15 protein-coding genes are annotated in these 26,491 nt (G+C 43.1%); 7 read left to right on the top strand and 8 right to left on the bottom strand.

Annotated elements, in window-relative coordinates:
• Window positions 1-3 precede the first annotated feature (3 nt).
• The 6 genes from J5X94_RS03010 to J5X94_RS02985 all read right to left on the bottom strand — a co-directional run bounded on the left by J5X94_RS03010 (window position 4) and on the right by J5X94_RS02985 (window position 6,562).
• On the bottom strand, window positions 4-441 hold the full coding sequence (locus tag J5X94_RS03010) for a ClpXP protease specificity-enhancing factor (RefSeq protein ID WP_010199894.1): 438 nt from the start codon (window positions 439-441) through the stop codon (window positions 4-6).
• A 304-nt stretch (window positions 442-745) separates the two neighbouring features.
• Complete coding sequence (locus J5X94_RS03005; protein WP_010199892.1) at window positions 746-1,360, bottom strand: glutathione S-transferase N-terminal domain-containing protein; 615 nt, start codon at window positions 1,358-1,360, stop codon at window positions 746-748.
• A 205-nt stretch (window positions 1,361-1,565) separates the two neighbouring features.
• On the bottom strand, window positions 1,566-2,279 hold the full coding sequence (locus tag J5X94_RS03000; RefSeq protein ID WP_189581025.1) for a cytochrome c1: 714 nt from the start codon (window positions 2,277-2,279) through the stop codon (window positions 1,566-1,568).
• Window positions 2,279-3,499 carry a cytochrome b N-terminal domain-containing protein gene (locus J5X94_RS02995; RefSeq protein ID WP_010199888.1) on the bottom strand — a complete coding sequence of 407 codons (1,221 nt, stop codon included), beginning with the start codon at window positions 3,497-3,499 and terminating at the stop codon, window positions 2,279-2,281. The genes J5X94_RS03000 and J5X94_RS02995 overlap by 1 nt, the downstream gene beginning before the upstream one ends.
• 7 nt (window positions 3,500-3,506) lie before the next feature.
• Window positions 3,507-4,091 (bottom strand): ubiquinol-cytochrome c reductase iron-sulfur subunit, encoded by a 585-nt coding sequence (gene petA / locus J5X94_RS02990; RefSeq protein WP_194618925.1) that lies wholly within the window; start codon window positions 4,089-4,091, stop codon window positions 3,507-3,509.
• 527 nt (window positions 4,092-4,618) lie between these two features.
• Complete coding sequence (locus J5X94_RS02985) at window positions 4,619-6,562, bottom strand: ATP-binding cassette domain-containing protein (protein ID WP_210539949.1); 1,944 nt, start codon at window positions 6,560-6,562, stop codon at window positions 4,619-4,621.
• A 63-nt stretch (window positions 6,563-6,625) separates the two neighbouring features.
• On the opposite strand from J5X94_RS02985, the gene J5X94_RS13875 reads away from it, so the two are divergent.
• The 7 genes from J5X94_RS13875 to J5X94_RS02950 all read left to right on the top strand — a co-directional run bounded on the left by J5X94_RS13875 (window position 6,626) and on the right by J5X94_RS02950 (window position 23,185).
• Window positions 6,626-7,087: a SlyX family protein gene (locus tag J5X94_RS13875; protein ID WP_228293120.1), complete on the top strand. Its 462-nt coding sequence runs from the start codon at window positions 6,626-6,628 to the stop codon at window positions 7,085-7,087.
• A gap of 216 nt (window positions 7,088-7,303) precedes the next feature.
• A complete protein-coding gene (locus J5X94_RS02975; RefSeq protein WP_210539948.1) occupies window positions 7,304-8,794 on the top strand; it encodes a hypothetical protein in 1,491 nt (496 codons plus the stop codon).
• Between the two features lie 417 nt (window positions 8,795-9,211).
• A complete protein-coding gene (locus J5X94_RS02970) occupies window positions 9,212-10,651 on the top strand; it encodes an outer membrane protein transport protein (protein ID WP_210539946.1) in 1,440 nt (479 codons plus the stop codon).
• A gap of 486 nt (window positions 10,652-11,137) precedes the next feature.
• Window positions 11,138-12,532: an outer membrane protein transport protein gene (locus tag J5X94_RS02965; RefSeq protein WP_210539944.1), complete on the top strand. Its 1,395-nt coding sequence runs from the start codon at window positions 11,138-11,140 to the stop codon at window positions 12,530-12,532.
• A 309-nt stretch (window positions 12,533-12,841) separates the two neighbouring features.
• Entirely contained in the window at window positions 12,842-15,061 is a 2,220-nt protein-coding gene (locus J5X94_RS02960; protein WP_210539942.1) for a transferrin-binding protein-like solute binding protein, read from the top strand.
• Between the two features lie 759 nt (window positions 15,062-15,820).
• Window positions 15,821-21,505: a transferrin-binding protein-like solute binding protein gene (locus tag J5X94_RS02955; protein WP_210539940.1), complete on the top strand. Its 5,685-nt coding sequence runs from the start codon at window positions 15,821-15,823 to the stop codon at window positions 21,503-21,505.
• A gap of 126 nt (window positions 21,506-21,631) precedes the next feature.
• Entirely contained in the window at window positions 21,632-23,185 is a 1,554-nt protein-coding gene (locus tag J5X94_RS02950) for a surface lipoprotein assembly modifier (protein ID WP_210539938.1), read from the top strand.
• A gap of 151 nt (window positions 23,186-23,336) precedes the next feature.
• On the opposite strand, the gene putP is transcribed toward J5X94_RS02950, so the two are convergent.
• Both putP and J5X94_RS02940 read right to left on the bottom strand, forming a co-directional pair.
• Window positions 23,337-24,836 (bottom strand): sodium/proline symporter PutP, encoded by a 1,500-nt coding sequence (gene putP / locus J5X94_RS02945; RefSeq protein ID WP_189581061.1) that lies wholly within the window; start codon window positions 24,834-24,836, stop codon window positions 23,337-23,339.
• A 524-nt stretch (window positions 24,837-25,360) separates the two neighbouring features.
• A complete protein-coding gene (locus tag J5X94_RS02940) occupies window positions 25,361-26,233 on the bottom strand; it encodes a LysR family transcriptional regulator (protein ID WP_210539936.1) in 873 nt (290 codons plus the stop codon).
• Between the last annotated feature and the right edge of the window lie 258 nt (window positions 26,234-26,491).

The following is a 26,491-nucleotide window of genomic DNA, read 5'->3' as shown; positions in this document are numbered from 1 at the left end:
CGACTATTTTAAGACTTTTAAGCCTGCTTTATTATCACGTTTCGGCTTGGGTGCTGCTGTTGGGCTTTTCTTAGCAGCAACTGGTGAATCGCCTTCAGGCTGATAATTGTCATATTCATTGGGATCAAAAAACATCCCTTGCGAGTTCTCTTTCGCATAAATACCTAGCACCGCCGTCAGTGGTACCCAAATATCTTGTGACACGCCGCCAAAACGCGCACTGAAATGTATATAGTCATTTTCCATACTCATATTACCAGTGGCACGGCTGGCGATATTCAAGACAATGCGACCATCTTGCACGTGTTCGGTTGGAATTTGCACGTTTTCAGCCGTTGCATCGACCATCAGATAGGGAGTCAGGTCATTGTCTTCTATCCACTGGTATAGCGCACGTACCATGTAGGGGCGGGTCGGAGTAATAGAGGTGGTTTCGCTCATCTGATGATTTCCTATACTAATGATGTTTTATAATTAAAAGACAGTTATTTCAGCAATTTATCAGAGGATAAAGGCTACTTAACGTCTGTTTTATTGGTATTTATTCTAGGACAGCTTTTTATATTTGTCTAGGGCGTATCTTCATTTCAAAAATGGTGATAAAAATGAGATAAATTGCCGTTAAACAAGAAAAATAGCGCAGATAATATCGGGATATTAACCAGCTATTTGACGATGTTTGGCAAGATTTATCCATTTTTAGCCCATTTAGATGGCTATCGAGTGAATTAAAGATACGCACTAATTAACGCACGCTTTTTTGAAAGCTACTGCGCTCAAAGACTCTCGTTTGATAGTCAAACAACGGACGACTAATAGCCCGAGGTAGTTCGATGCCCATCTCCTCAAGTCGCCATAATAAAGGCGCGAGTAGTACATCACACCAACCAAACTCATCCGCCATAAAGTAAGACTTGTGAGCAAACAGCGGTGACAAGGTAATCAATGAATCAGCGAGTTGCTTTTTTGCCAAGGCAGCTTGTGCTTTGTTAAAGCTATCTGGATGCATAAGCAGTCGCTTACCGAGCACCAACCAATCACGTTGTATACGCCATGCCAATTGACGAAACTGAGCCCGCTCTTGTGGAGTGTCAGGCAGCAGTTTATTGGCATGATAACGTTCCTCAAGATATTCAAAGATGACGTTAATTTCATAGAGTGCAATCTCGCGCTGTTGCAGAACAGGCAAGGTGTGATAGGGGTTGAGCTCAGTCAAATCTTCAGGACGCTCAGAATGCAAACGTGATAAATAATAAGCGAGCTTCTTTTCTTCAAGTAATAGGCGTACTACATGACTGTCGTAGCCGTCATCAGCGTATAAAATCAGCTGACTACTGGGAATGTCATTCGCATCAATCATGAAAGCCTAATCTTAATAGTGAAGGTTGTCATCGTAAACAAAGTCGCTGTGTTTATCAAGGTAACTCGCGTAAATGTTGCTGGTGAGCGCTTTATTTGTCTGATGTCTTGAGTTTTTATTAGATATTAAACCATCAAAAAATAAAAAAGGCACTACCGAAGTAGTGCCTTATATAATGCTTGGTTTTTATACTATCTACTTCTATTTATTTTACATCTTTCCAGAACTCTTTGTTGAGCAAGTAGACTGGGATGAGTAAAACCAACAAGAAGATAATGACGAAGAAACCAATTACTTGACGGTCGTGACGAGCAGGCTCACCCATCCACGCCATAAAGTTAACCAAATCACCGACCTCAGACTCGAACTCTTCTTGACTCAATTTTTCTTGCATGTTGTGCAAGACATGAGGCATTGCAGCGTTTGCAAGCACTAGGTTATTGGCACCCCAAGGACGACTTGGATCTTCATAAAATGATAGTAGGTAAGTATATACCCAGTCATCGCCACGCAGTCTTGTCTCAAGTGACAAATCTGGTGGCGCAGCACCAAACCATGAGGCCTGAACCTCAGGGTCAATCTCAGCATTGATATGATCACCGATCTGATCGGTCGTCACCATCAAGTATTTTTCGACCAGCTCAGGTGGAATCTCTAAATCTTTAGCGATGCGAGAGTGACGAACATACTGTGCTGAGTGACAACCTGCACAGTAATTCATAAAAGTCTTGGCACCGTTTTGTAGCGAGCCTTTATTGGTAAAGTCAATAGGGGCTTCACTACAGAGCAAGTGCTCTTCGACACCCTCAGCATTGGTGAATGTACCACACCCACTGCCCGCTGCCAGTGCAGTACCAGCAGTCAAAGTCAGTGCCGCGCCTAAGCCTAAACCAGCTAGGGATTTAATTAGCGTGCTCATTAGTGACCTCCGGTAACGCGTTCTGGTGGCTGTTTACACTTCTCGATAGAGGTATAAATTGGCATCAGTAAGAAAAACAAGAAATACAAGACAGTGAAGATACGAGCCATCAATGTTGCTGTTGGTGTTGTTGGCGTCGCGCCTAAGTAACCTAAAACTAAGAAACTAATCGCAAACACGGTTAAAGCAATTTTAGATAAAATGCCTTTATAACGTATAGAGCGTACCGGCGATCTATCGAGCCATGGTATCAAGAACAATACGGCAATCGCACCACCCATCGCAATCACACCACCCAGCTTGTCAGGGACTGCACGTAAAATGGCATAGAATGGTGTGTAATACCATACTGGTGCAATATGAGCAGGCGTCTTCAGCGAGTTCGCTGTCTCAAAGTTTGGTGGCTCAAGGAAGAATCCGCCGCCCTCTGGGAAGAAGAATACCACTGCAAAGAACAGGATAAAGAACACCACAATACCGACCATATCATGAACGGTGTAGTACGGATGGAACTCAATACCGTCTAATGGCACGCCGTTCTTATCTTTTAGCTTTTTAATGTCGATGCCATCAGGGTTGTTTGAACCCACATGATGCAGTGCCACTAAATGCATAAAGACCAAGCCCACGAGCACTAAAGGAATAGCGACAACGTGTAAGGCAAAGAAGCGGTTGAGGGTAATACCGGAGATAATATAATCACCACGTACCCATTCTGCAAGACCGTCACCAATCACTGGCAACGCGGCAGGTAAGTTCAAGATAACCTGTGCACCCCAGAATGACATGTTGCCCCAAGGTAACAAGTAACCGAAGAAACCTTCTGCCATCAATGCTAGGTAAATACCCATACCGATGAGCCAAATAAGCTCACGTGGTTTTTGGTACGAACCGTAAAGCAAGGCTCTAAACATATGCAGATAGACCACCACGAAGAACGCCGAGGCGCCAGTGGAATGCATATAGCGAATAAGCCAGCCGCCTTTCACATCACGCATGATGTATTCAACAGACGCAAATGCCCCTTCGGCACTTGGGTTGTACATCATCGTTAGCCAGATACCCGTCACCAATTGGTTGACCAGTACGACCATAGATAACACACCAAAGAAGTACCAAAAGTTAAAGTTTTTTGGTGCGTAGTACTTGGACATGTGATATTCATAGGTTTCGGTCGCCGGAAAGCGCGCGTCCACCCAGTGCATGATTTTTTTACCCATACTCATATTAAGCCTCCCCAACCGTCAAGATGGTACCATCCATATTATACTCTGGGATGGGTAAGTTAAGCGGTGCTGGAACGCCATTAAAGACGCGACCTGCTAAGTCATACTTAGAACCGTGGCAGGGGCAGAAAAATCCGCCATACCAGTCATTACCGCCTAAGTCAGCGGCACCAACGTCAGGGCGATAGTTCGGCGCACAGCCCAAATGCGTACACACGCCTTCAACAACCAACACAGTTGGTTCTAAAGAACGCGTAGGATTCGTACAGTATTCAGGCTGTAAAGAGGCAAGAGAGTTTGGGTCAGACAGCAATGGTTCGACTGACTCTAATCCTGCAATCATATCTTCGGTACGCTTAACCACATAAATAGGTTTGCCACGATATTTGATGACAATCATTTGTCCATCTTCGATAGAACCGATATCTTGGGTCACTGCAGCTCCTGCAGCTTCAGCTTTTGCGCTTGGCGTCCAAGAGCGGACAAAAGGTGTTGCCAAGGCAGCTACCCCAGCTGCACCAATCGCGGCAGTCGAGGCAATAAGAACTCTACGGCGTTTTACATTAACGCCTTCGGCATGGCTCATTAATACTTCCTCCAGGTGAATGAAATGGGATTATCCCACACTGGGTTTGTGGCTTAGAGAATATTGGCTTAAAAAATATAGATACAATATCAAGCCACTTTAGCTGTGCCTAATTTTGCTAATTGTTGCTATTCTAAGCTATTTTGGTCATAAAATAAATTATTGCGTTAAAAATAAAGCAACCTTGATAGGGCATAGTATGAGGTTGAACAACATTATTTGTCCACGATGGCTTGGATATCGCCGTATCGTTACTGTTTTTATGCCAGCAAGGTTTGTCAGCGCGATGACCTTATAATTAATAAGGGTATTTAGCAATAGCGAATGATACTTGAAATCGAGGGAATGTTCACTAACTTTCAGTCCCTAATCTCTGTGTAAGTGGTCGTAAACGAATAATCACCACACTATTAATAGCGTGATGATTATTTTAGCCTTTAAATATGCCATGGATAGAAACTTAAAATATCAGTTCATGGAATGTGTCTATTTCAAAGGTACTTAAAGGTACGTTTTAGCGACTCATTCTAGCCTTCAAGTGTGCTCCAGCGCTCAAGCTTGCTCATCATTTCATCTTCAATCACTAGTAAACGCTCACTAGCTGCTGTTGCCGCATCGAAGTCTTTATTAAACCATAAGCCGTCAGCCAGTTTTTCTTGCAGCTCATTTTGTTCAGCTTCAAGCACTGCAATCTCTTTTGGCAAATTGTCTAACTCACGCTGTTCATTATAGTTGAGCTTTTTGGCTGTGATACTAGGTTTTGCTACTGCTTGCTTGTTGGCTGATTTATTTGCTGCATTTGTATTACTTACTGGCGCTCTAGCAGCTTGTGCTGCTTGCTCACGATTTTTTTGTACCAGATACTCTTGATAGCCACCGACGTACTCTTTGACGATCCCTTTGCCATCTTCATCTTCGCCGAATACCCATGTTGAGGTAACGACGTTATCCATAAATGAGCGATCATGGCTGATGAGCAAAATCGTACCACCAAAGCTTGCGACTGATTCTTCTAATAGCTCAAGTGTCGCCATGTCCAAATCGTTGGTTGGCTCATCGAGTACTAGAATATTGGCAGGCTTCAATAGTTGCTTGGCAAGTAGGACGCGGTTACGTTCACCACCAGACAATGCCTTAACAGGTGTACGTGCACGCTCTGGAGCAAATAAGAAATCTTGCAAATAGCTCATAATATGTGTCTTACGACCGCCAACTTCGACGAAGTCTGAGCCTTCTGAGACGTTTTGTGCAACACTCGCTTCTAGATCTAACTGATCACGTAACTGATCGAAAAAAGCGATTTTTAAGTTGGTTCCTAGCTCAACGCTGCCTGTCTTCGTGACTTCGTCATCAGACATGTCGAGTAGAGCTTTAATAAGCGTGGTTTTACCCGCGCCATTAGGCCCGACAATACCGATTTTATCACCACGCATGATAGTCGTCGTAAAGTTATCAACCAATACATTGCCATCATACTCAAGATGCAAGTTCTTAACTTTGCAGACCAGCTTGCCGCTTTTTTCGCCTTGACCCATGGTGATGTTTACATTGCCCACTTGCTCACGGCGGTCGCCACGCTCTTCACGTAAGGCTTTTAGCTCACGGACACGGCCTTCATTACGGGTACGACGGGCTTTGATACCTTGGCGAATCCATACTTCTTCTTGCGCCAATTTTTTATCAAAGTTAGCGTTATTTTTTTCTTCAGCCAATAACTGTAGCTCTTTTAGCTCTTGATAGCGTGCGTAGCCACCTTCACCTTGGGTTACGTCATAGCTGGTCAACTGACCGCGATCCAGCTCAATGATGCGCGTCGACAGTTTATTCACAAATGCTCTATCATGGGTAACGAACAATAGTGTCAAACCTTGCCAATCCAATAAGAAGCGCTCTAACCATTCGATACTCTCAACGTCCAAATGGTTGGTTGGCTCATCGAGAAGCAGCACATCAGGCTTGGTAACTAGTGAGCGCGCAAGTAGTACACGGCGCTTACGACCACCAGACAGCGACGACAAGTCATCATCTGGATCAAGTCCCATCGTAGTAATAAGGCGAGTGGCATCACGCTCTAAATCCCAGCCATGTACTGCATCGATATCATGCTGTAAGTCTGCCATACGCTCACAGGCATCCATATCGCCATTGGCACACATATCGACTTGCTTATTATAGTTAATCAGCAGATCAGCAGTGCGACGACTACCACCCATGACGATATCCAGTATGCGGCCACTGGTTTCTGGTACGTCTTGCTCAAGCATAGCAACACGTACACTACTATTGATGATGACTTCACCACTATCAGGCTGCAATGAGCCATTGATCAACTTAAACAGAGTGGATTTGCCTTCGCCATTGCGACCAATCAAACACACACGCTCGCCAGCATTGATCGCAAAATCAACGCCATCAAGAACGGGAGCCACGCCAAATGCGAGGTGAATATCTTTTAGATGTATCAGTGCCATAAAATATCTTAAGCTTATATAATAGTGAGGTAGGGGTTGTTGCAAAATTGGCAGCAGTATAACATGCCACCACCTGACTGTAGTGCGAGTAAATGGTTTATCAATACTATTTTATTGCTATTTGTTGGTAGTCAATATGCTATGCATGTCATCGCTTATGAATTGCTAGCATTTCACAGTCATCAATCAAAAATGAATATTCCAGCAAATTCAGTATATGAATGCTATCACTTAGAGAAAAATATGGATCAATCTGTCCCACCAACGACACCTTTAATCAATCCTCAAGGCAATTCATCTGCTGCCCAAAGCGATCTACAACTTCAAGTAATTGAGTTACAGATGAACATGGCTCATCTGGAGCTAACGGTAGAGCGACTCGATGAAGTTATCGCTCGGCAAGACAAGCATATTCAGACTGTACAACGTCAATTGCAGCTTATTTACAAGCAAGTTGAAAGCCAAGATACCGAAGGAGGAATTGCTCCATTTGATGTTATGTCTGATAGGCCACCGCATTATTAAAAACCGTTAAAATAAGAGAAGCTGTCTCTATTTAGAATATATTCTTACTTTTGAATATGGTTAATGGTCGATGACTGTCTAGTCATAATTCGGTAATAATGTATTTTTACAGTTGTCTTAAGGTAAAAAAGACATTAGTATCCTTCTCCTTAGCTGCTGCCTACCTAGCAATTTTTGGTACGGCGGTAAAACAATGCGGATGTTTGGAGATACACAATGCGGGCCACCTTTCACCTAAAAACCCTTACAGTAGCTATTGCTGCTTTCTCTGTCGCTAGCGCTGCTAGTGCTGCTGGTCTTGATCGTTCAGGACAAGACGTTACCGCATTTTTGCAAGACGGCTTATATGCCGAAGCGGTTTACACTTACATCGATGGTGATGTCAGTGGCCATGACAATGCTTATGTCGGTCCTGATAAAAAGGCTTATGAGCAAGGCAAAAAAATCGATGATATCGCTGAGTCTTATGACTTTTTCCGTTATGGCGTAAAAGCAGATATCAATGATACATTCAGTGTTGGTATCTTATACGACGAGCCTTTCGGTGCTGCTGCTGATTATAGTGGTGATAATAATTTTGTGGCTAGAGGTGATTTGGATGCTTCGGTTAATGCCATATCAGGTGGCAAAGCAAGCAGCGCAGCAGATGCGGGTCTGAAAATTGGTCAATTGACGGCAGGCGCAACACAAGCAGGTGCAGCAGCCGCAAATTTTGCAGCCCAAGCGCAAACCGCGACGACCCCACAAGCAGCAGCAGGATTCGCAGAGCAAGCGCAAGCTGCCCAAACCCAAGCGCAAACGCTAGCAGGTCAAGCCCAATCTCTTGGCGCAGCAGTAGCAGCCGCACGTGCAGAAGCAGCGACTACCGGTGAAGGTACTAACGTAGAAGTTCGTACCGAAAGCGTCACGGGTATCTTAGGTATGAAACTTGGTGAAAATAAAAACTTCCAAGTATATGGTGGCCCTGTGATGCAGCAAGTCCAAGCCGATGTAGCCCTACGTGGTATTGCTTACGGTCCTGCTACTGGCTATACCACTCATATCAGCTCTGACCAAGATTACGGTTGGTTAGCCGGTGTCTCTTATAGCAAGCCTGAGATTGCATTACTAGCTGCGTTAACGTATCGCTCAGAGATCGATCATAGCTTGAATATTGATGAGACTTATCCGCTAGTTGCCGCATTGGGTGGCGATCCTGTTCAGGGTAACAAAATTGATATCACTACACCTAAGTCAGTCAACTTTGACTTTCAAACAGGCGTGAATCAAACGACGTTAGCGACCGCAAAAGTACGTTGGGTACCTTGGACTGATTTTGCAATCGTGCCACCCCTTTATAACGAAGTCAGCAAGCGTTCAACAGGTGATGATAAAGGTCTTCCTTTAGTCAGCTATGATGAAGATCAATGGTTAGTAGAGTTGGGTCTTGCCAAGCGTTTGTCGCCAGCATTAGCTGTTACGGGTACGGTCGGTTGGGATAGTGGCGCTGGTGATCCAGTGACCTCGCTAGGCCCTATCGAGGGATATTATAGTGCTGGTCTTGGCGCAAAATATAACCTCACTGAAAACTGGGCGGTATCAGCCGGTGGCAAGTATCTATGGTTCGGCGATGCTCAAGGTCAAATCCCAACGAAAACTATCGTTAGTGATTTTGACAGCAATGATGGCTATGCACTTGGTGTAAAAGTATCTTACCAAGCAAAATAGTATCAAACTAAAACATATCTAGTTTGGTTATCTATTTGACGATTTGGCAGCAAAAAAGCGATCCTAAGCGGGTCGCTTTTTTTTGCTCAAAATAAGGATAGTCAAATATGTACACTCTATTATCAGGGTATGCTTCTTGATGACTGCACATGAAGAAAGAAGACGATTTTAGTCCAGTAAAAAGTAAATTCAAAAGATAATTTTACTAAAGGAAACAAGTGTTTAGTGTGTCAGTTACATGTAATCTGTACTGTTCAGTCATATTTAGGAAATAAAGTGCTTTAAGTGTTGTTTTAGTGTCAAAAAGCCATTATTATCGAAATCAGGACACTGTTTTTATAATTTAAATTTGCGTGCACCATGGCCAATTTTAGATTCGTAGGACGGTTAAACAACTAGGATGTTTGGAGATACATAATGCGCGCTACCTTTCACTTAAAAACCCTTGCGGTAGCTATTGCTACTATTTCTGTAGCCAGCATGACGAATGCTGCCGGTCTAGATCGTTCAGGTCAGGACGTCACTGCTTTCTTTCAAGATGGGACTTATGCCGAAGCGGTTTATACCTATATTGACGCTGATGTCAGTGGTAAAGACAGTGCTAACAATGTTCCTTCTAGTAATACCTATGTCGAAGGTGGTGACACGGGTGATATCGCTGAAGCTTATGATTTCTTCCGCTATGGCGTAAAAACTGACATCAACGATACGTTCAGTATTGGTATTTTATACGATGAGCCTTTTGGTGCAGCTGCCGAGTACACAGGCGATAGCAATTTTGTATCGAAGGGTGATCAAAACGCGTCTATCCAGCAACTGACTAATGGTCAATTCAATGGTGCAACGCTTGGTCCTACAATAAATGCTTTGAGAGCTCAAGCTGCAGCAGAACCTGATGCAGAAGTAAGAGCAGGCATCGTGCAACAAATTACAAATCTTAGTACTGTAGGCGCAATCGCTCAAGCTGAGGCAGGCAATGCAGGTGAAAACACCAATGTAGAGGTTCGTAGCCAAAGCTTGACAGGTCTACTTGGTATGAAGTTTGGTGCCAATAAGAATTTCCAAGTTTATGGTGGTCCAGTAGCACAGCGTATTCAAGCTGATACGAAATTACGTGGATTGGCTTATGGCCCTGCTACAGGTTACACTTCGACCAGTAACCCTGATATGGACTATGGTTATATCGCTGGTGTGTCTTTCAGTAAGCCTGAAATCGCTTTGAAAGCTGCATTGACTTATCGTTCTGAGATCGACCACGATATACAAATATCTGAGACTTATCCGCTAGCAGGTCTTAGAGCGCTTGGAGCAGGAGCTTCTCCAGCACAAGCGGAAGCAGCAGCAAATAGAAGCAGTGACTACGAGATCACCACTCCTAAATCAGTCAACTTTGATTTCCAAACCGGTATCAATCCAACTACATTAGCCACCGCAAAAGTACGTTGGGTGCCTTGGAGTGATTTTGTCATTACCCCTCCATTATACAATGCAGTTAGCATAAGCAGTGGTCTTTATGGCGATGACGGTTTAGATTTGGTTGAATATGAAGATGATCAGTGGCAAGTCGAGCTGGGTCTGGCTAAGCGTGTAGCACCAGCACTTGCCATTAGTGGTACGGTTGGTTGGGATAGCGGTGCTGGTGATCCGACTACTTCACTAGGTCCTGTCGATGGCTATTATAGTGTTGGTCTTGGCGCCAAGTATAACGTCACCAAAAACTGGGCAGTATCAGCTGGTGGCAAATACTTATGGTTTGGTGATGCTCAAGGTGCTCTACCAACTGACAAAATCGTTGCCGATTTCCAAGACAATGATGGCTATATCGCTGGCGTGAAGCTTTCTTATCAAGCGCAGTAATCAGTGAACACTTGTTACTTTTTTTAAAGTGTTAGATTCAACAAAAAAAAGCAGCCCATTGTGGCTGCTTTTTTTTGTTGGGAAAAATTAAATAAAATAGTCTTAATTATCAATACTGTACGAAAGTAGTAAAGAATAACCATATTCCTTTTCTATCTTTTTTCATCAAATAAATTATTAGATGCTTTTAAATACTGCAAATATATAAAAATTTTAACTAACATAAATCTATTTTTGGAAAAAGTCGAAAAGGGTATTGCTATAGCAGCAAACTTTAATTATGATACTGAAATCAGTTACGTTGTATTACATAGTAGTGATGTCTGATAACAATGAAAGGTAATATTGCGTAAGCGGTAGTTACATCTGCTAGTTAAATAAGTAAATCGTTTGGCAAAGGATTGCACAGCACAGGTTTCAATTACTGATATAAGTCATACCGTAATTAAGCTTTTTGCCAGTTATTTTATTCATGGAGGATATCAAGTGTCTCAAAAATTCCCTATCTCTAAACTCACTCTCGCTCTACTTACACTGTCAGCTGCATCGTTGACACAAGCAGCTGGTCTTGATCGTTCAGGTCAAGACATCAAAGGTTTTTTTAACCCTGGTACTTACGCCGAGATTGAGTATGCTTACATCAACACGGATGTTTCAGTTAATGATAATGCTGGGGCAATCGCAAACGGTGCTCGTCTTGGTATTACCTCTAATGAAGATGAGTACGAAAAGGGTGTAAATACGGGTAATGCTACCGAGGATCCTTATACTTTTGCTCGCTATGGTGTAAAAACGGATATTAATGACAGTATTAGTATCGGTGTGTTCTATGATGAGCCTTTTGGAGCAGAAGTAGAGTATACAGGAGATAATGCTTTCGTATCTCAACCAGGAAAACAGACAATCGTGGATTCTTCAACAGGAACTGCATTTCCTAATGAATTCATTAATCCAGCTGTTCTAGATTCTGATTATGATAAAAACACCAATGTTAGCGTTCATACTGAATCATGGACAGGTTTGGTAGGTTTTAAATCTAACGGCTTCCAAGTATATGGTGGTCCAGTGATACAAAAAGTAAAAGCAGAAGTGCATTTACGTGGCCAAGCATATGGTCCATTGACAGGTTATGATGCCAACGTCAATAAAGACACTGACTATGGTTGGGCGGCTGGTCTTTCCTATAGTAAACCAGAGATTGCCTTAAATGCAGCGTTAACTTATCGCTCGGAAATTGATCATAAAACCGCGGTAGGTGAAAGAGTACCTCTATTAGATAATGATCTTATAAAAAGTGTATTTATCGGTAAATATAATGAACTTAATCCTAACGATATAATCACGCCTGAATTGGCGGCAGCTATTGGTGCTGATGCGACTACCGAAGCAACTGTGACCACACCAGAGTCAGTTAACTTAAACATTCAGACGGGTTTAAGTGAAAAATATCAGCTGCTAGGCACATTGGATGTACGCTGGGTGCCTTGGAGTGACTTTAGTATTGTGCCTCCTCTTTATAATGCCTACTCTAAAGGAGCCGTTGCTGGTGGCTTACCACTATTGTCTTATGACAAAGACCAATGGAAAGTCGACGTTGGTTTGGCTAAACGCTTCAACGAAAAATTAGCGGGTTCTGTTGTGGTTGGTTATGACTCTGGTGCAGGTGATCCTGTCAGTTCATTGGGTACTATTGATGGTTTCTATAGTATCGGTGGTGGGGTTAAATATAATGTCACTCCTGAATGGGCCGTATCTGTCGGTGGAAAATACTTGAAGTTTGGTGATGCGACTGGACAGTTACCGAACGGCAGTATCGTTAGTAAATCTGAAGATAACGATGGTTACATCGCTGGTGTAAAACTGTCTTATCAGAGCCAGTAACTTCATTCTTAAACTTAGTTTTTAAACTTAGTTCTTATTTTGATTGAAATTTTATAAAGCTTATCGAGTTGTAATGGGTGAGCTTTATAATAAGCTGCAATGTTTTAAATAAAATTATAGATATTAATAAAGAAGACTACTAAGTCGGTTGTTACTATCGAAGTTGAAAGTCATCTCTCTTCAAAAGTAATAGACCATTAAGTTTTGACTGGTCAAGCTACTTTTTAGTATCTATAAAAATTATTCAGCTATTATATAAATAGTTGAATATAAAGGGAATATCTCATTATAATCCATGGAGGAATACGAATGTTACCTAACCATCATTCAATCTCAGCTAATTCTACAGCAAAGAAATTCAATACCCCATTAAAAGCAAGTGTCGTACTTTTGACATCAATGATATTGGCCTCGTGTGCTAGCGATAATAATAATTCGTACAAACTAGGTGATATCTTTAATGATAGTCCAGTAATCACACCGACACCGACACCGACACCGACACCAACACCGACACCAACACCAACACCAACACCAACACCAACACCAACGCCAACGCCAACGCCAACGCCAACGCCAACGCCAACGCCAGGTTACAGCTCTGAAGCAGAAGCAAACTTATCAGGTGTACAGCACTTATCTGTGAACACAGGTCAGCTTGCAGGTGTGAGAGAAGTGACCACACGTGATTTCGCTATTCGTAGCACCTCAGATGTTGATGCCCGTGCTGACAAAGCTTTGACAGGAATCGTACCAGCACCAGCAGCAGTGACCTTATCAAGTGATAGCGATGCTGATACTGAAAACGGTTTTAAATCTTATAATGGCACTGGTAACGTACTGGCTGCCGGTGACCTGACTTATACCTCAATCTATAAAGACTTTGGTGACAATGATGAATTGCGTGTCGCTCACATCGATGGTGGTGTTAGTGCACTAGGTAGTACAATCCCAGTAGATGGTGTGATAGCCGTTGGTAAAAAGACAGCGACTCTACCAACCGAAGGTAAGTTTGAATACACCGGTGATGCAACCAACCGCAAAGTAGGTCCTGGTAATGCTATTGAATATGGCACCTCAGCATTTACCGCGGACTTTGTTGCGAAGAATGTTGCTGGTACGCTGACATTTGCGCAAGCTGGTAATATTGAACTAGGAGCAAGCATAGACGGTAATGAGTTCACTGGCGAAAAAGGTGGCTACAATACTGAAGGTGCTTTCTACGGTAAAGATGCTAACTTCATCGGTGGTATCTACCAAGGTAATGACTCTCAAGGTACCTTTGGTGCTGAGAAGAATGAAGCCGTAACGCCAACACCAACGCCAACACCAACGCCAACACCAACGCCAACACCAACGCCAACACCAACACCAACACCAACACCAACACCAACACCAACACCAACACCAACACCAACACCAACGCCAACGCCAACACCAACGCCAACACCAACGCCAACGCCAACGCCAACACCAACACCAACACCAACACCAACACCAACACCAACACCAACACCAACGCCAACGCCAACGCCAACGCCAACGCCAACGCCAACGCCAACGCCAACGCCAACGCCAACGCCAACGCTACCAGTTAATCCAAGCGCTCAAGCAGACGCAGAATTTACAGGTTTCCAAAGTAATACGTTGAGTAGTAAAAAGAATGGTCAAATTACAGATGATGCGATTGGCTATGCAGAGATACGCGACGACAAGTCCGACTTTACAGAAACTGCGACTGTAGATGGTTCTGAAGTTCCTGTAGACAATCGTGCTGGTGACAACTTTACCAGCTATGATAGCTTTTCAGCACGTGCTGATATGACTAAGCCTGATTCTGTGAAAGAGCAAGTTATTATTAATATAAGTGGCGCTAATGATTCCGACTTGACCAATGGTTTCAAGCTTCACACTGAGACTACTACGGTTCAAGGTCCTGTAGCATTAGATTTAAATTATTCATCTGTTTATAAGAACTTCGATTCACAAATGCAAATAGGGCATGTGTATGGTGATCCTAATCAGAGTTTCTTTGGAGATCTAGCGCGCGTTTCTACTGTCTATGTACAAGGTAATGGTACCAACCTTGAAGACATGCAGTACATGAAAGACCTAGCACAATACAATATTGATAATAATATCAATGACGGTATGGTGGCTTATGCTGGTGTCGCTACCTACATGGAAAACCTACATCTGAAAGATGGTGATCGTGGTGGTCCAGTAGTTGATGGTTCATCTAAGTTTGATGTTGATTTTGTTAACAGTAAGCTTGAAGGTACATTGACATTTGCAGAAGGTGATTATAAGTATATGCCTGCTGGTAATGAAATTAATATCAATGCCGACATCACTGGCAATACCTTTGCTGGTAATGCGAATAATATCGATACCGCTGGGGGTTTCTATGGTGAAGATGCTAATTTCTTAGGTGGTGTTTATCAAGAAGCTTTAACCCAGGGTGGTAAGGGTATTCAACCAGGTGAAGGTACAACTTTCCAAGGTACCTTCGGTGCTGAAAAGCAATAAATTAGTCTGACAGTTTGTAGTAAAAAAGCGCCTTAGGGCGCTTTTTTTTGTAGATAAGAAACTAAGAAAACAATCATTATTTCAGTTTACAAATGTTCTTTTAGTTGATTAATGTTTATTTAGTTAAAGGATGATTCCACAACGAAAAGTATTTTTGTTTTTTATATACAAACTATTGTTTGTATATATATTAATATGTTGGTATATATCGAATACATAGTCAGTATTTTATTCCATTAATCATAACTAATTATTATCTCTCAATCATTTAAAAGTGATGACTCTCACACACTCACTATGTCACCTGAGTATTACAAAAATATTAATAAGGCATTTCTATCACAGTCGATCGGATTCACTTAGAATTTTTTGATAAAAATACGTCAATAATCAGAGATTATTATGTTTTCATAGCCTTTATAAGCATAAACCAAGAGTATTCTAGCTTTATAAAAGAAATATAGTTCAACTATTGCCTCCATCTAATCACTTTTATAGATTGCTCATAAATGGTGGTTATCAATTTGAATTTTTGGCATGCAATATTAGTAAAGCAATAGTCATGTACATACATTCAACCTTCTTCATGATTCCTATATATTCTATTTCATAAATATTAATTAGTAACTAAAAGTTACAGTGGACATTAATCCATTTTTATTTATTGACTTTTTGTATGTAATTTGTTTATCTATACTCGTTAGTAGATAAAAGTTATGTTTAACGGAATATTCATAAAACTTTCATGGAGGAATTCGAATGCCACTTGACCGTCATTCAATCTTGGCTGTATCAACAGCAAAAAAATTAAATACCCCGCTCAAAGCTAGTGTTGTTCTTTTGACTGCTGTGATCCTAGCCTCATGTTCAACGAGTGGAGGAGATAACTCTATTGCTCCAAAACCAACCCCTGTTTTACCAGGGGTGGAAGATGGAGAAACTGGTGGCGGTGAAACTGGTGGTGGAGAAACTGGTGATGATACAGCAGCTATCAAAGCGGCAGAGGCTAGAGCCAAAGATGCAGAAGCTAAAGCGGTAATTGCAGAAAATCAGACAAAAATTGCACAAACTAAATTGGCAGAAGCTACCAAAGCACTAGACACGGCCAAAAAAGATGCACAAGAAAAAATTGATGCTTTAGAAAATGCATCAAAATCAGAAATAAATGCTGCTAAAAAAGCGGCACAAACTGCTCAAGATGCACTTAAAACCGCTGAAGAGACATTTAAAGTAGAATCATCTAAAGCTGTTGCCGCTGCTAAAGCAGAAGCGGTAGAAGCTAAAATCGCAGCAGAAGCAGCAAGAGCAGAAGCTGTAGCTAAAATTGAAGCAGCCGCAAAAGCCTCTAAATCACAAGTTGACTTGGCTAAAAAAGCTGCCGCAGAAGCAGTAGAAAAAGTAAAAGTCGCAGAAGACAAAGCTAAAGAAGCAGAGGTTAGAGCGAAGACGGCGATAGAGGCTGCAGAAGCAAGAGTAAAAGCGGCTGAAGCTATCGCAAAAACAGAAGCGGAGAAAGCCAAACAAGAAGCCAATGCCAAAGTGACCGCGGAAGCAAAGGCAAAAGCAGCAGAAGAAGCTAAAACAGAAGCAGAAAAAGCAACTGTAGCTGCAGAAACCGCTCGTGCTAAAGCCGAAGCTGCTAAATTAGAAGCAGAAAAAGCTTTAGAAGAAGTTCTAGCAAATGGTGGTGGTTCGGAAGCTTTACAGAAAGAAGCCGAGCGCAAAGCAAAGTTAGCAGAGCAAGCCCAAGCTCAAGCCCAAGAGGCCCAAGCTGTTGCTCAAGCTGCTCAACAAGCTGCCGCCGCTCAAGTCGCTGCCCAACAAGCTGCCCAACAAGCTGCCGAAGCCGCCTTGGCAGCAGCAGCCATCAAGAATGCGCCTGAAGCCACTAAATCAGGTGTTCAGTCATTGAACATCGACCCATCAGCTGCTGGCTTACCTAACGCCTTTACCGCTACTAGTCGTGACTTTAATACTACCGCAAACAGTGTTGAAGCTCGAGCAGACACTGCTTCAGGTGGTCTATTACCAATCGTCAATATTACCACCTCTGGTACGAATGACACCAACTTACAAAACGGATTTAAATCTCACGACGACAGCACTGATATTACAACCGCCCTTGGTGTACTGCCACTAACTTATACCTCAACCTATAAAGACTTTGGCGATGACATGCGCATCGGTCACATTGATGGTGCAGCAGCTCTTGGTGCAAATAAGCTACCAGTGAATGGCGTTGCAGTAGTCGGTAATGCCACCCAAGCTGCCAACATGCCGACGGAAGGTAAAGTTGGCTACACAGGAGATGCCACTTATCGCAAGCTGGGTATCGGTAATGACATCGAATTCGGTAAATCAGTATTTACTGCTGACTTTGTCGCTCAAAACGTTAAAGGCGATCTCACCTTCGATAAAGCCGGTAAGATTGGTCTAACAGCGGGCATCAATGGTAATCAGTTCTCAGGTACTGCTGCTGACAATGCCGGATATAACACTGAAGGTGGATTCTTTGGCGGTGATGCTCAGTATCTAGGCGGTGTCTACGAAGGTAAAGGCGCTCAAGGTAATTATGGTGCAAAGAGTGACAAACAAACCGCAGCAGAAAAAGCAGCTGACAAGGCGCAAGCTGATGCTGAAAAGGCGCAAGCTGCTATCGCTAATGCCAATGCCCAAGCTGCTGCTGCCCAAGCTGCTGCAGACAAAGCCAAAGCTGATGCTACCAAGGCGCAAGAAGCCTTGACTGCCGCTGAAGAAGCCTTAGCAAATGCTGGTACAGGAGATGGTGGTCTTGCTGCTGCATTGGCTCGTGCTGAAGCCGCCGAAGCTGCAGAAGGCGCTGCATTAGAAGCCGCTGAGACTGCAAAAAATGCAAGAGCCGCTGCCGAGATTGCAAAAATAGCTGCAGAAACAGCTGCCAAAGCTGCGAAAGATGCAGCAGATAAGGCTGTTGGCGAGGCCAAAGTTGAAGCGGATAAAAAAGTAGCCGCAGCCAACCAACAAGTAGCCGATGCTAAAGTACGAGCGGATAAAGCTGAGATTGATGCTAACACTGCTAAAGCTGCAGAAGCTAAAGCTAAAACAGAAGCAGCGGAAGCTAAAGCCAAAGCCGACATAGCAGTGAAAGCAGCCAATGCCAAAACAGACCTTGCTAATCAACAGGCTGCAGATGCTCAAGCTCAAGCCCAAACTGAAAAACAAAAAGCCGCTGCTGCCCAAGCAGAGGCTAATAAAGCTAAAGGTGAGTTGGTAACAGCACAAGCCGACTTAGCCGCAGCCGAAAAAGCACTGGCAGATGCATTAGCTTCAGGTGGTGGTAACACCGAAGCCCTGCAAGCAGAAGTAGACCGTCGCCAAGCCGCCCTTGACGCGGCGAATGCTAAAATCATTGCTACCGAGCAAGCTCAAGCACAAGCCGCCGCTGCTGCCGCCGCTCAAGTCGCTGCTGCCCAATCTGCCCAACAAGCGGCTGAAGATGCCTTAGCAGCAGCTAAGATCAAGAATGCTCCTGAAGCGGAGAAGTCTGGTGCTCAATCTATCAACGTTGGTACATCAGTTGCCGGTCTTCCCGATTTTGTAGTAACGACACGTGATTTTGAAATTGGTGAAAATAATGTCATAGCTCGCGCTGACGTAGCTTCTGGAGATCTACTGCCCAAAGTTGACGTTAATATTTCAGGTGAAGGAGATACCGAGCTTGCCAACGGTTTCAAGAGCCATGATGACAATACTTCTATCACAACAGCTTTAGGTGAGTTGCCATTAGAATACACCTCAGTCTATAAAGACTATGGTAATGACATGCGCGTCGGTCATATTGATGGTGCAGCAAACCTACAAGGCACTGACATTCCTGTAAATGGCGTAGCTGTCGTTGGTAATGCCACCCAAGCGGCGAATATGCCGACGGAAGGTAAAGTTGGCTACACAGGAGATGCCACGTATCGCAAGCTGGGCATCGGTAATGACATTGAATTTGGTAAATCAGTATTCACTGCTGACTTTGTCACTCAAAACGTTAAAGGCGATCTCACCTTCGATAAAGCCGGTAAGATTAGTCTAACAGCGGGTATCAATGGTAATCAGTTCTCAGGTAGTGCAGATACCAATGCAGGCTACAGTACCGAAGGTGGATTCTTTGGCGGTGATGCTCAGTATCTAGGCGGTGTCTACGAAGGTAAAGGCGCTCAAGGTACTTATGGTGCAAAGAGTGACAAACAAACCGCAGCAGAAAAAGCAGCTGAAAAGGCGCAAGCTGATGCTGATAAGGCGCAAGCTGCTATCGCTAATGCCAATGCCCAAGCTGCTGCTGCCCAAGCTGTTGCAGACAAAGCCAAAGCTGATGCTACCAAAGCGCAAGAAGCCTTGACTGCCGCTGAAGAAGCTTTAGCAAATGCTGGTACAGGAGATGGTGGTCTTGCTGCTGCATTGGCTCGTGCTGAAGCCGCCGAAGCTGCAGAAGCCGCTGCATTAGAAGCTGCTTCTACAGCCGACGCTGCCCGAATTGCTGCGCAAACGGCTCAAATGGCTGCGGAACAGGCTCAAATTTCGGCTGAAAAAGTGGCTGAAAAAGCAGTAGGGGATGCCCAAGCACAAAAAGAGGCTAAAGAAAAAGCACTGCAGGCTCAAGCAGTAGCAGAGAGCGCCAAAGCTGTGGCAGAAGCGGCTAAGATTGAAGCAGAGAATGCTAAAACTGAAGCTTTAAATGCTAAAGTGAGCGCTGAAGCAGCAAGAGATGAAGCCATAGCGAGAGCAGAGGCTGCAGAAGCTGAAGCGTTAGAAGCCGCTAATAAATTTACGGCTCCAGATTCTAGAGTATCGGGTTTCCAAAGTACTTCCGTAGGCTCTGATGACGGAATTTTTGACAACAACTCCAATAGCTATAACCAATTGAAGGTTTATGCTAACGAAGTTGATGGCAGAGCTTCCCTAAAAACAATCGATGTGAAGCTCAGAGGCGCAAATGATGGCGCTGCTGACAACACTTATGGTACAGGTAATAACGGTTTTAAAGAGCACAAAGGCAGCACGTCATTTGAAGGTCGTTTAGGGGGGACTATTCACAATCGAGATATGAATTACTCTTCAGTGTATAAAAACTTCGATAACCAAATGCAGATTGGACATTTAGAAGGTGACATCAAAAATGGCATATTGTATAAGAGCCATTTGTCTAATACTTATGTCCAAGGTAATGCCACCAACCTTGGTGATATGGATAAGTTAGCCAACGTAAATGAAGGTAAGGCCAATTATGAAGGGGTGGCCACCTATGCAGAAGGTGGAAAAATCGCAGTCGATGGTACTTCTAAGTTCGATGTTGACTTTGTCGCCAAATCAGTGAAAGGCGAGCTGGAATTTGCTGACAAGCAGGTTGATATCAATGCGACTATCTCCAATAATACTTTTGCTAGTGAGCAAGGTGCTGCTGTCAATACTGTCGGTGGTTTCTACGGTAAAGGTGCTAGCCTACTAGGCGGTGTCTACGAAAGAGAGACTAAAGATAACTATATCAAAGGTACTTATGGTGCTTCTAAAGTAGATCCAACAGTTGAGGTAGTACCTGACCCAACAGAATCTAAAATGACTGGATTCCAATCTACGGCGCTGAGTAGTAAAGAGAAAACGCTACCACTGGGTCAAGGTCAGCTTGATAATGCTATCGGCTATGTTGAAATTCGCGACGATAAATCGGCTTGGACTGAACTAAAAATAGAAAATGGTTCTGAGGTGCCAGTAGATAATCGCAAAGGTGATAACTTTACTAGCTTCAGTAAAGGCAAAGTGCTTGCCGACATGGTCAAGCCAGATACTGTATTAGAGCCTATCACTGTCAATTTGACGGATGCAAGTGGTGAGCAGAAAGTTGAAGCAGGTAAAGGTAGTTTGAATCCGACTTACCAATATAATGCTGTCTACAAGAACTTTGATTCACAGATGCAAGTCGGTCATGTTTATGGCAATTTAAACTCAATTGCAGGAGATGTCTCACGCGCTGCTAATGTCTATGTAGAAGGTTACTTAACTTCTCAGGCAGGTATGGAAAGTCTTAAGAATGTTAACGCAGGTAAGGCGCAATACCAAGGTATGGCAACTTATATTGAAAACATTCATTTAGCTGACAATGCATCTACTGCCCCAGTCAATGGGACTTCTGCTTTCAATGTCGACTTCGTTAATGGCTCAGTTGATGGTACGCTCTCATTTACTGGTACGGGCTATAAGTACATGCCAGCTGGCAACGAAATAAAAATCGATGCCGATATTACAGGAAACACCTTTGCTGGCAATAAAAATGGCATTGACACTGCTGGCGGTTTCTACGGTAAAGAGGCTCAGTTCTTAGGGGGTATTTATCAAGATGCTTCAGTACCAGGCGGTAGCGGTGATGTTGCTGGAACAGGTACCAAATTCCAAGGAACTTTTGGTGCTGAAAAGCAATAAATCGCTGTGACTATATAGAGTAAAGAAAAAGCGTCCTGGGGCGCTTTTTCTCTCGCTTAAACCATTAAAATCCCTTAGGATAATTAAGTTTGGAAATTTACAGATCGTAATTTGGTAAGGATACCTATGAACAATCGATATATACGTAAACCTTTAACAGCTTCAATCCTGCTATCTATAATGGCTTTTCCTCTATCGGTTATGGCAGCAGAGCCCGTCTTAGAAGAGATAGAACCAGAGCTTGACCAAGCTGCCGAACTCCTCAAGCGTGAGAACCAAACCGCTGTATCAGACCCTACAGCACCTTCTACCGTTGTCTCGGATACAGAGGCACAACGTGCTATCAGAAGTCGTCAGCAACTTGCTGCCGCCACCGCTTACAATTTAGAAGCTTTAAAAGCCAATCCAGCAGCGTTTAGCAAGTATTTAAACGATGCGTTGGCTGCACAGGATATGGTAACCGTCAAAGAATTATTGCCGCATTATAAAGCACTAGAAACCAATGACCCGATGCTTATTAATTTTGCTGATGCACTCGTATATCGTAGTGAAGCTAAAAACAAGCAAGCCATCGCCATCTATCGTAATATGCTAGCGGCAGACCCAGACTTCCACCCAGTACGCCTGAATATGGCATTGGCTCTGCAAGCAGACAAACAGTATGCCGCCGCGAAAGACCAATTCTTAAAGCTACAATCAGTCGACTTACCGGCACCTGTTATGGCTAGGGTTCAAGGCTCATTGGCTCAAATAAACAGTCTCGAAAACTGGCGTTTTGATGCCTCTGCCAGCTACGTCAAGGATGATAACATCAATGATGCGCCATCAAAGACTATCCAATCTCAATTAGGCAACTCAGTTGAGCAAAAGTCAGCCAATGGTATTCAAGTATCAGCCAGTGCAAACAAACGCTTTAATTTACCCGATAACTTTTATGCCACGGTGGGTGGTAATGCCTCACTAAAAGGCTATTGGGATGAGACTGACTATAACGACTATTTATTCACGGCTTCCGCTGGTGTCGGTTATGATGATGCCAAAAATGATCTCTCTCTCACGCCATTTGTGACGAAACGATACTATGATGAAGAGCCATATAGTCTACGTAAAGGTGTCACTGTTAGTGGTTCTCGCTGGGTAAAACCTAAGCTAAAGCTATCAGCGACTGGCATTTTATCTAAAGAAACGTTTGAAGATGACGACAATAAAAACCGCGAGACTGACGGACAGTTTTTGGGTCTAAATGCATTCTATATTAAAGACGCCAAAGAATACTTTTATGGTGGTCTTGGTAATTATCAAAACGACGTACCCAAATCTAGCATTATCAGCTATGACCGCAACTCTGTAAACGTTGGTTGGGGTCGTGAGTGGAAGCGAGGTATTTCTACCCTAACGACAGCGGGCTACGCTGTAAAAGAGTACGATGATCCAGCGGATGCTTACCCAGCAGGTAGTGGTGCTTTAAATGGTTACTACAATGCTGTCGGTGGTAAAGTTGGCTCGACAAGAGAGGATAAGACGACATCATTGGGGCTACAAGTCTGGAAGCGTGACTTGACTCTATATGGTCTGACACCGCGACTGGTATTTGATTATGATCAGACTTCCAGTAACTTTGATTATTATGATGATCGCGATGAGAAGTCGGCAACCATATTGTTAACCAAGACCTTTTAATACCTTATAGCTAGGGCGTGTATTTAGCTAGGGCATATATTCATTTCCATTGCTATTCTTAAAATGAGAACATACCCTAATATAATTGCTCATAATAAAAAACCTCGCCAATCATGGCGAGGTTTTTTTTGATAGTGATAAGATTATTTACTTATTTATTAAGGTTCAGTTCCATTTCTTCAAATTTAGCAGTTACTGAAGGTTTTGGACCGCCAGTCATAATACTAACCGCGAAGATAGCAATGGTACTTAAGATGAAGCCTGGAACGATAGCATATAACCAGCTATTTAATGCCATACCATTCATCTCGAAAGGACCATAGATCCACAGGATAACAGTTAAGGCACCAATTACCATACCAGCGACCGCACCGTTACGGTTCATACCGCGCCAGATTAGGCTGAAGATAACCAAGGGTCCGAATGCTGCACCAAATCCTGCCCAAGCGTTAGAAACTAAGCTCAATACTGAGCTATCGGGATCAGAGGCGAGCAAGATAGATACGACCGCTACCGCTACAACCGAGATACGACCCACTAGTACTTGGCGTGCTTCAGGAGCATCTTTATCGAAGAATAGCTTGTAGACATCTTTAGTCAGCGAGCTTGATACCACCAATAGCTGCGATGAAATGGTACTCATAATCGCAGCTAAAATAGCGGCTAATAAAAACCCTGAAACCAGCGGTGTGAATAAAAACTGTGTAAAGACTAAGAATATGGTCTCAGGATCATCCAAGGTCATTGCGGTTTTTTGTACATAAGCACGACCAGCAAAACCTGTCATTAAAGAACCAATTAAGCTGACAACCATCCAGCTCATACCGATATTACGGGCCATTGGTACGTCTTTGACCGAACGTATCGCCATAAAACGAACGATGATATGTGGTTGACCAAAGTAGCCAAGCCCCCATGCCATTAATGAGATAATACCAATGATAGTCATGCCACTGGTGACATCTAATAAACTTGGATCAATGTTTCGAACGGCTTCAGTCGTTGCTGATATACCGCCAAGATCTGTAAAGGCAACAACTGGTACGATCACCATTGCAAATAACATGATGACGCCCTGTACAAAGTCAGTCATCGATACCGCTAAGAAACCACCGAATAGGGTATAGGCAACGACGACACCAGCAGTTACCCAAAGGCCCGTGCTATATGATAAGTTGAGTGAGCTTTCGAAGAGTTTACCACCACCTACTAGACTTGCAGCGGTATAAACGGTGAAAAATAAGATGATAACGATTGCTGATATGACACGCAGCATGTGCGATTTATCTTCAAAGCGGTTGGCGAAATAGTCCGGCAAGGTAATCGCGTTGTCAGCGACTTCGGTATAAACGCGAAGGCGCGGTGCCACAATGATATAGTTCAATAAGGCACCTAGTGTCAAACCAAGTGCGATCCACATACTTACGACACCATCGGCATACATATAGCCTGGTAGGCCAAGGAGCAACCAACCTGACATGTCCGACGCCCCTGCTGATAATGCAGTGACTGCGGGACCTAAATTACGTCCTCCTAACATGTAGCCTTCAGTGTCATTGGCTTGCTTAAAATAAGCGTAAATGCCAATCCCAATCATCACTAAGAAGTAGGCGCCCAACGATATCAGCACGCCACTAGAAATCCCATTCATATAAACTGTCCTTAACCAACGTTGTTGGCTGTAATTATTTTTAACTATATAAAATTAAGTCATCACAAGATGATGTTTATAAACAATATTTAAAGACAAAAAAAGCCATTAAGTAGGACATAATGGCTTTTGACTTTTAGTCAGTATTTTCTGTTAGTTTTATATGATTGATACTGTTTTAAAAGTAATATTCATAAAGTAGTGATTAGAGGACAACAAGCGTGGCTCAATCGCAATCTTGTCTATCGCCCTTATCTGCTAGTTTTTTACAAATGCTACTCACTTATATAATCAATCATTTAAAACCATTAAACCTACTGTTTACCATCATATATTACTCGAAGTCTTCAAAATATGACTATCAGTGTTATTCTGGTAAATTTATGTTATAGAAAACAAAGCCAAACGCATTATAACGTATGGCTGTTAAAAATGCGAACAACTGAGCTTGGCTTTGTAACGTAAGGCTTTATACAAAGCCAATAAAGGTTCTAAACCATCATTTGCTACTTACTAAAAGCCGTTTAATCAATTGGGGCAAGCAAGTCTAATAAGGCAGTCACGCTACTAGAGCGAGTCAGCTTTGGATTGATAACCACACCGAGATAACGCTGTAGCTCAATATTATCTGCCATATTGATACGCTCTAAATCTTGACTGACCAAGGTTTGAGGTAATACAGACCATCCTAGGCCAACAGAAACCAACATCCGAATGGATTCAAGTGGGTTGGTACTCATGGTGGCGTAAGGTTTTAGATTATGCTTGGCAAACTCAGCTAAGGTAATTTGGCTGGTAAAAGTATTGGCAGAGGGCAAAATAGCGGGATAGCGGGCCAATTGCTCTAAAGTGACATTGGCTTTGGTCGCTAAAGGAGATAGAGTGCCGGTCATAAAGTAGAGTGGGTCTGACCAAAGCGTGTGATACGTCAAACGCTTATCGTAGACAGGTGGCAACGTTAGGAATGCTAATGATAAGTCACCATCTAACACCGCCTTGTGCGCCGTTTCAGAGTCGACAAAATGAACTTCTAACTGCACCGCAGGATAGGCTTGAATAAAGTGCTTGAGCACAGGAGCCAAATGATGCAAGCCAATATGGTGGCTGGTGCCAATGACCAATTTACCCGACACAATGTGCTGAGAGTGTTGTAAATTGATTTTGAAGTTCTCATAATCGTCGAGCCAGCGCTTGGCGTGCGGCAGCATTTCAGTAGCGGCTTGAGTCGGCACAATACCGCGACCGACCGTATCAAACAACGTAATGTTAAATTCATCTTCTAAATTCTTGATACGCTTACTGACAGCAGGCTGGGTAATAAAAAGCTTTTCTGCTGCGCCTGAGATGCTGCCTGTGTGCATAACAGTGACGAATGTCGTCAAATTCGTGGTATTCAAACCGATGTCCTTAGCTGCGTAGCGAGCTATAAATAAAAGTTGGCTGACCTAGTCACAATGTATTAGAAATAAAAGTTTGCGACTACGTAAAAATCATCAATTATTATTATAGGATTAGCCTGCTATAATCACAAGGTATCAAGACGTATTTATTCTATTAACTTGGTAATTAGCCGTTTAACGCCTGTATTGATGGCCAATTTTATCAATTTACCTGAAAACCCATCAATTGGTGTTGATATAGATGTGTGGTAGACC

Origin of the sequence: Psychrobacter sp. K31L, assembly GCF_017942195.1 — a bacterium.
GTDB lineage: Bacteria > Pseudomonadota > Gammaproteobacteria > Pseudomonadales > Moraxellaceae > Psychrobacter > Psychrobacter glaciei.
This window is presented reverse-complemented; position numbering and strand designations above follow the sequence as displayed.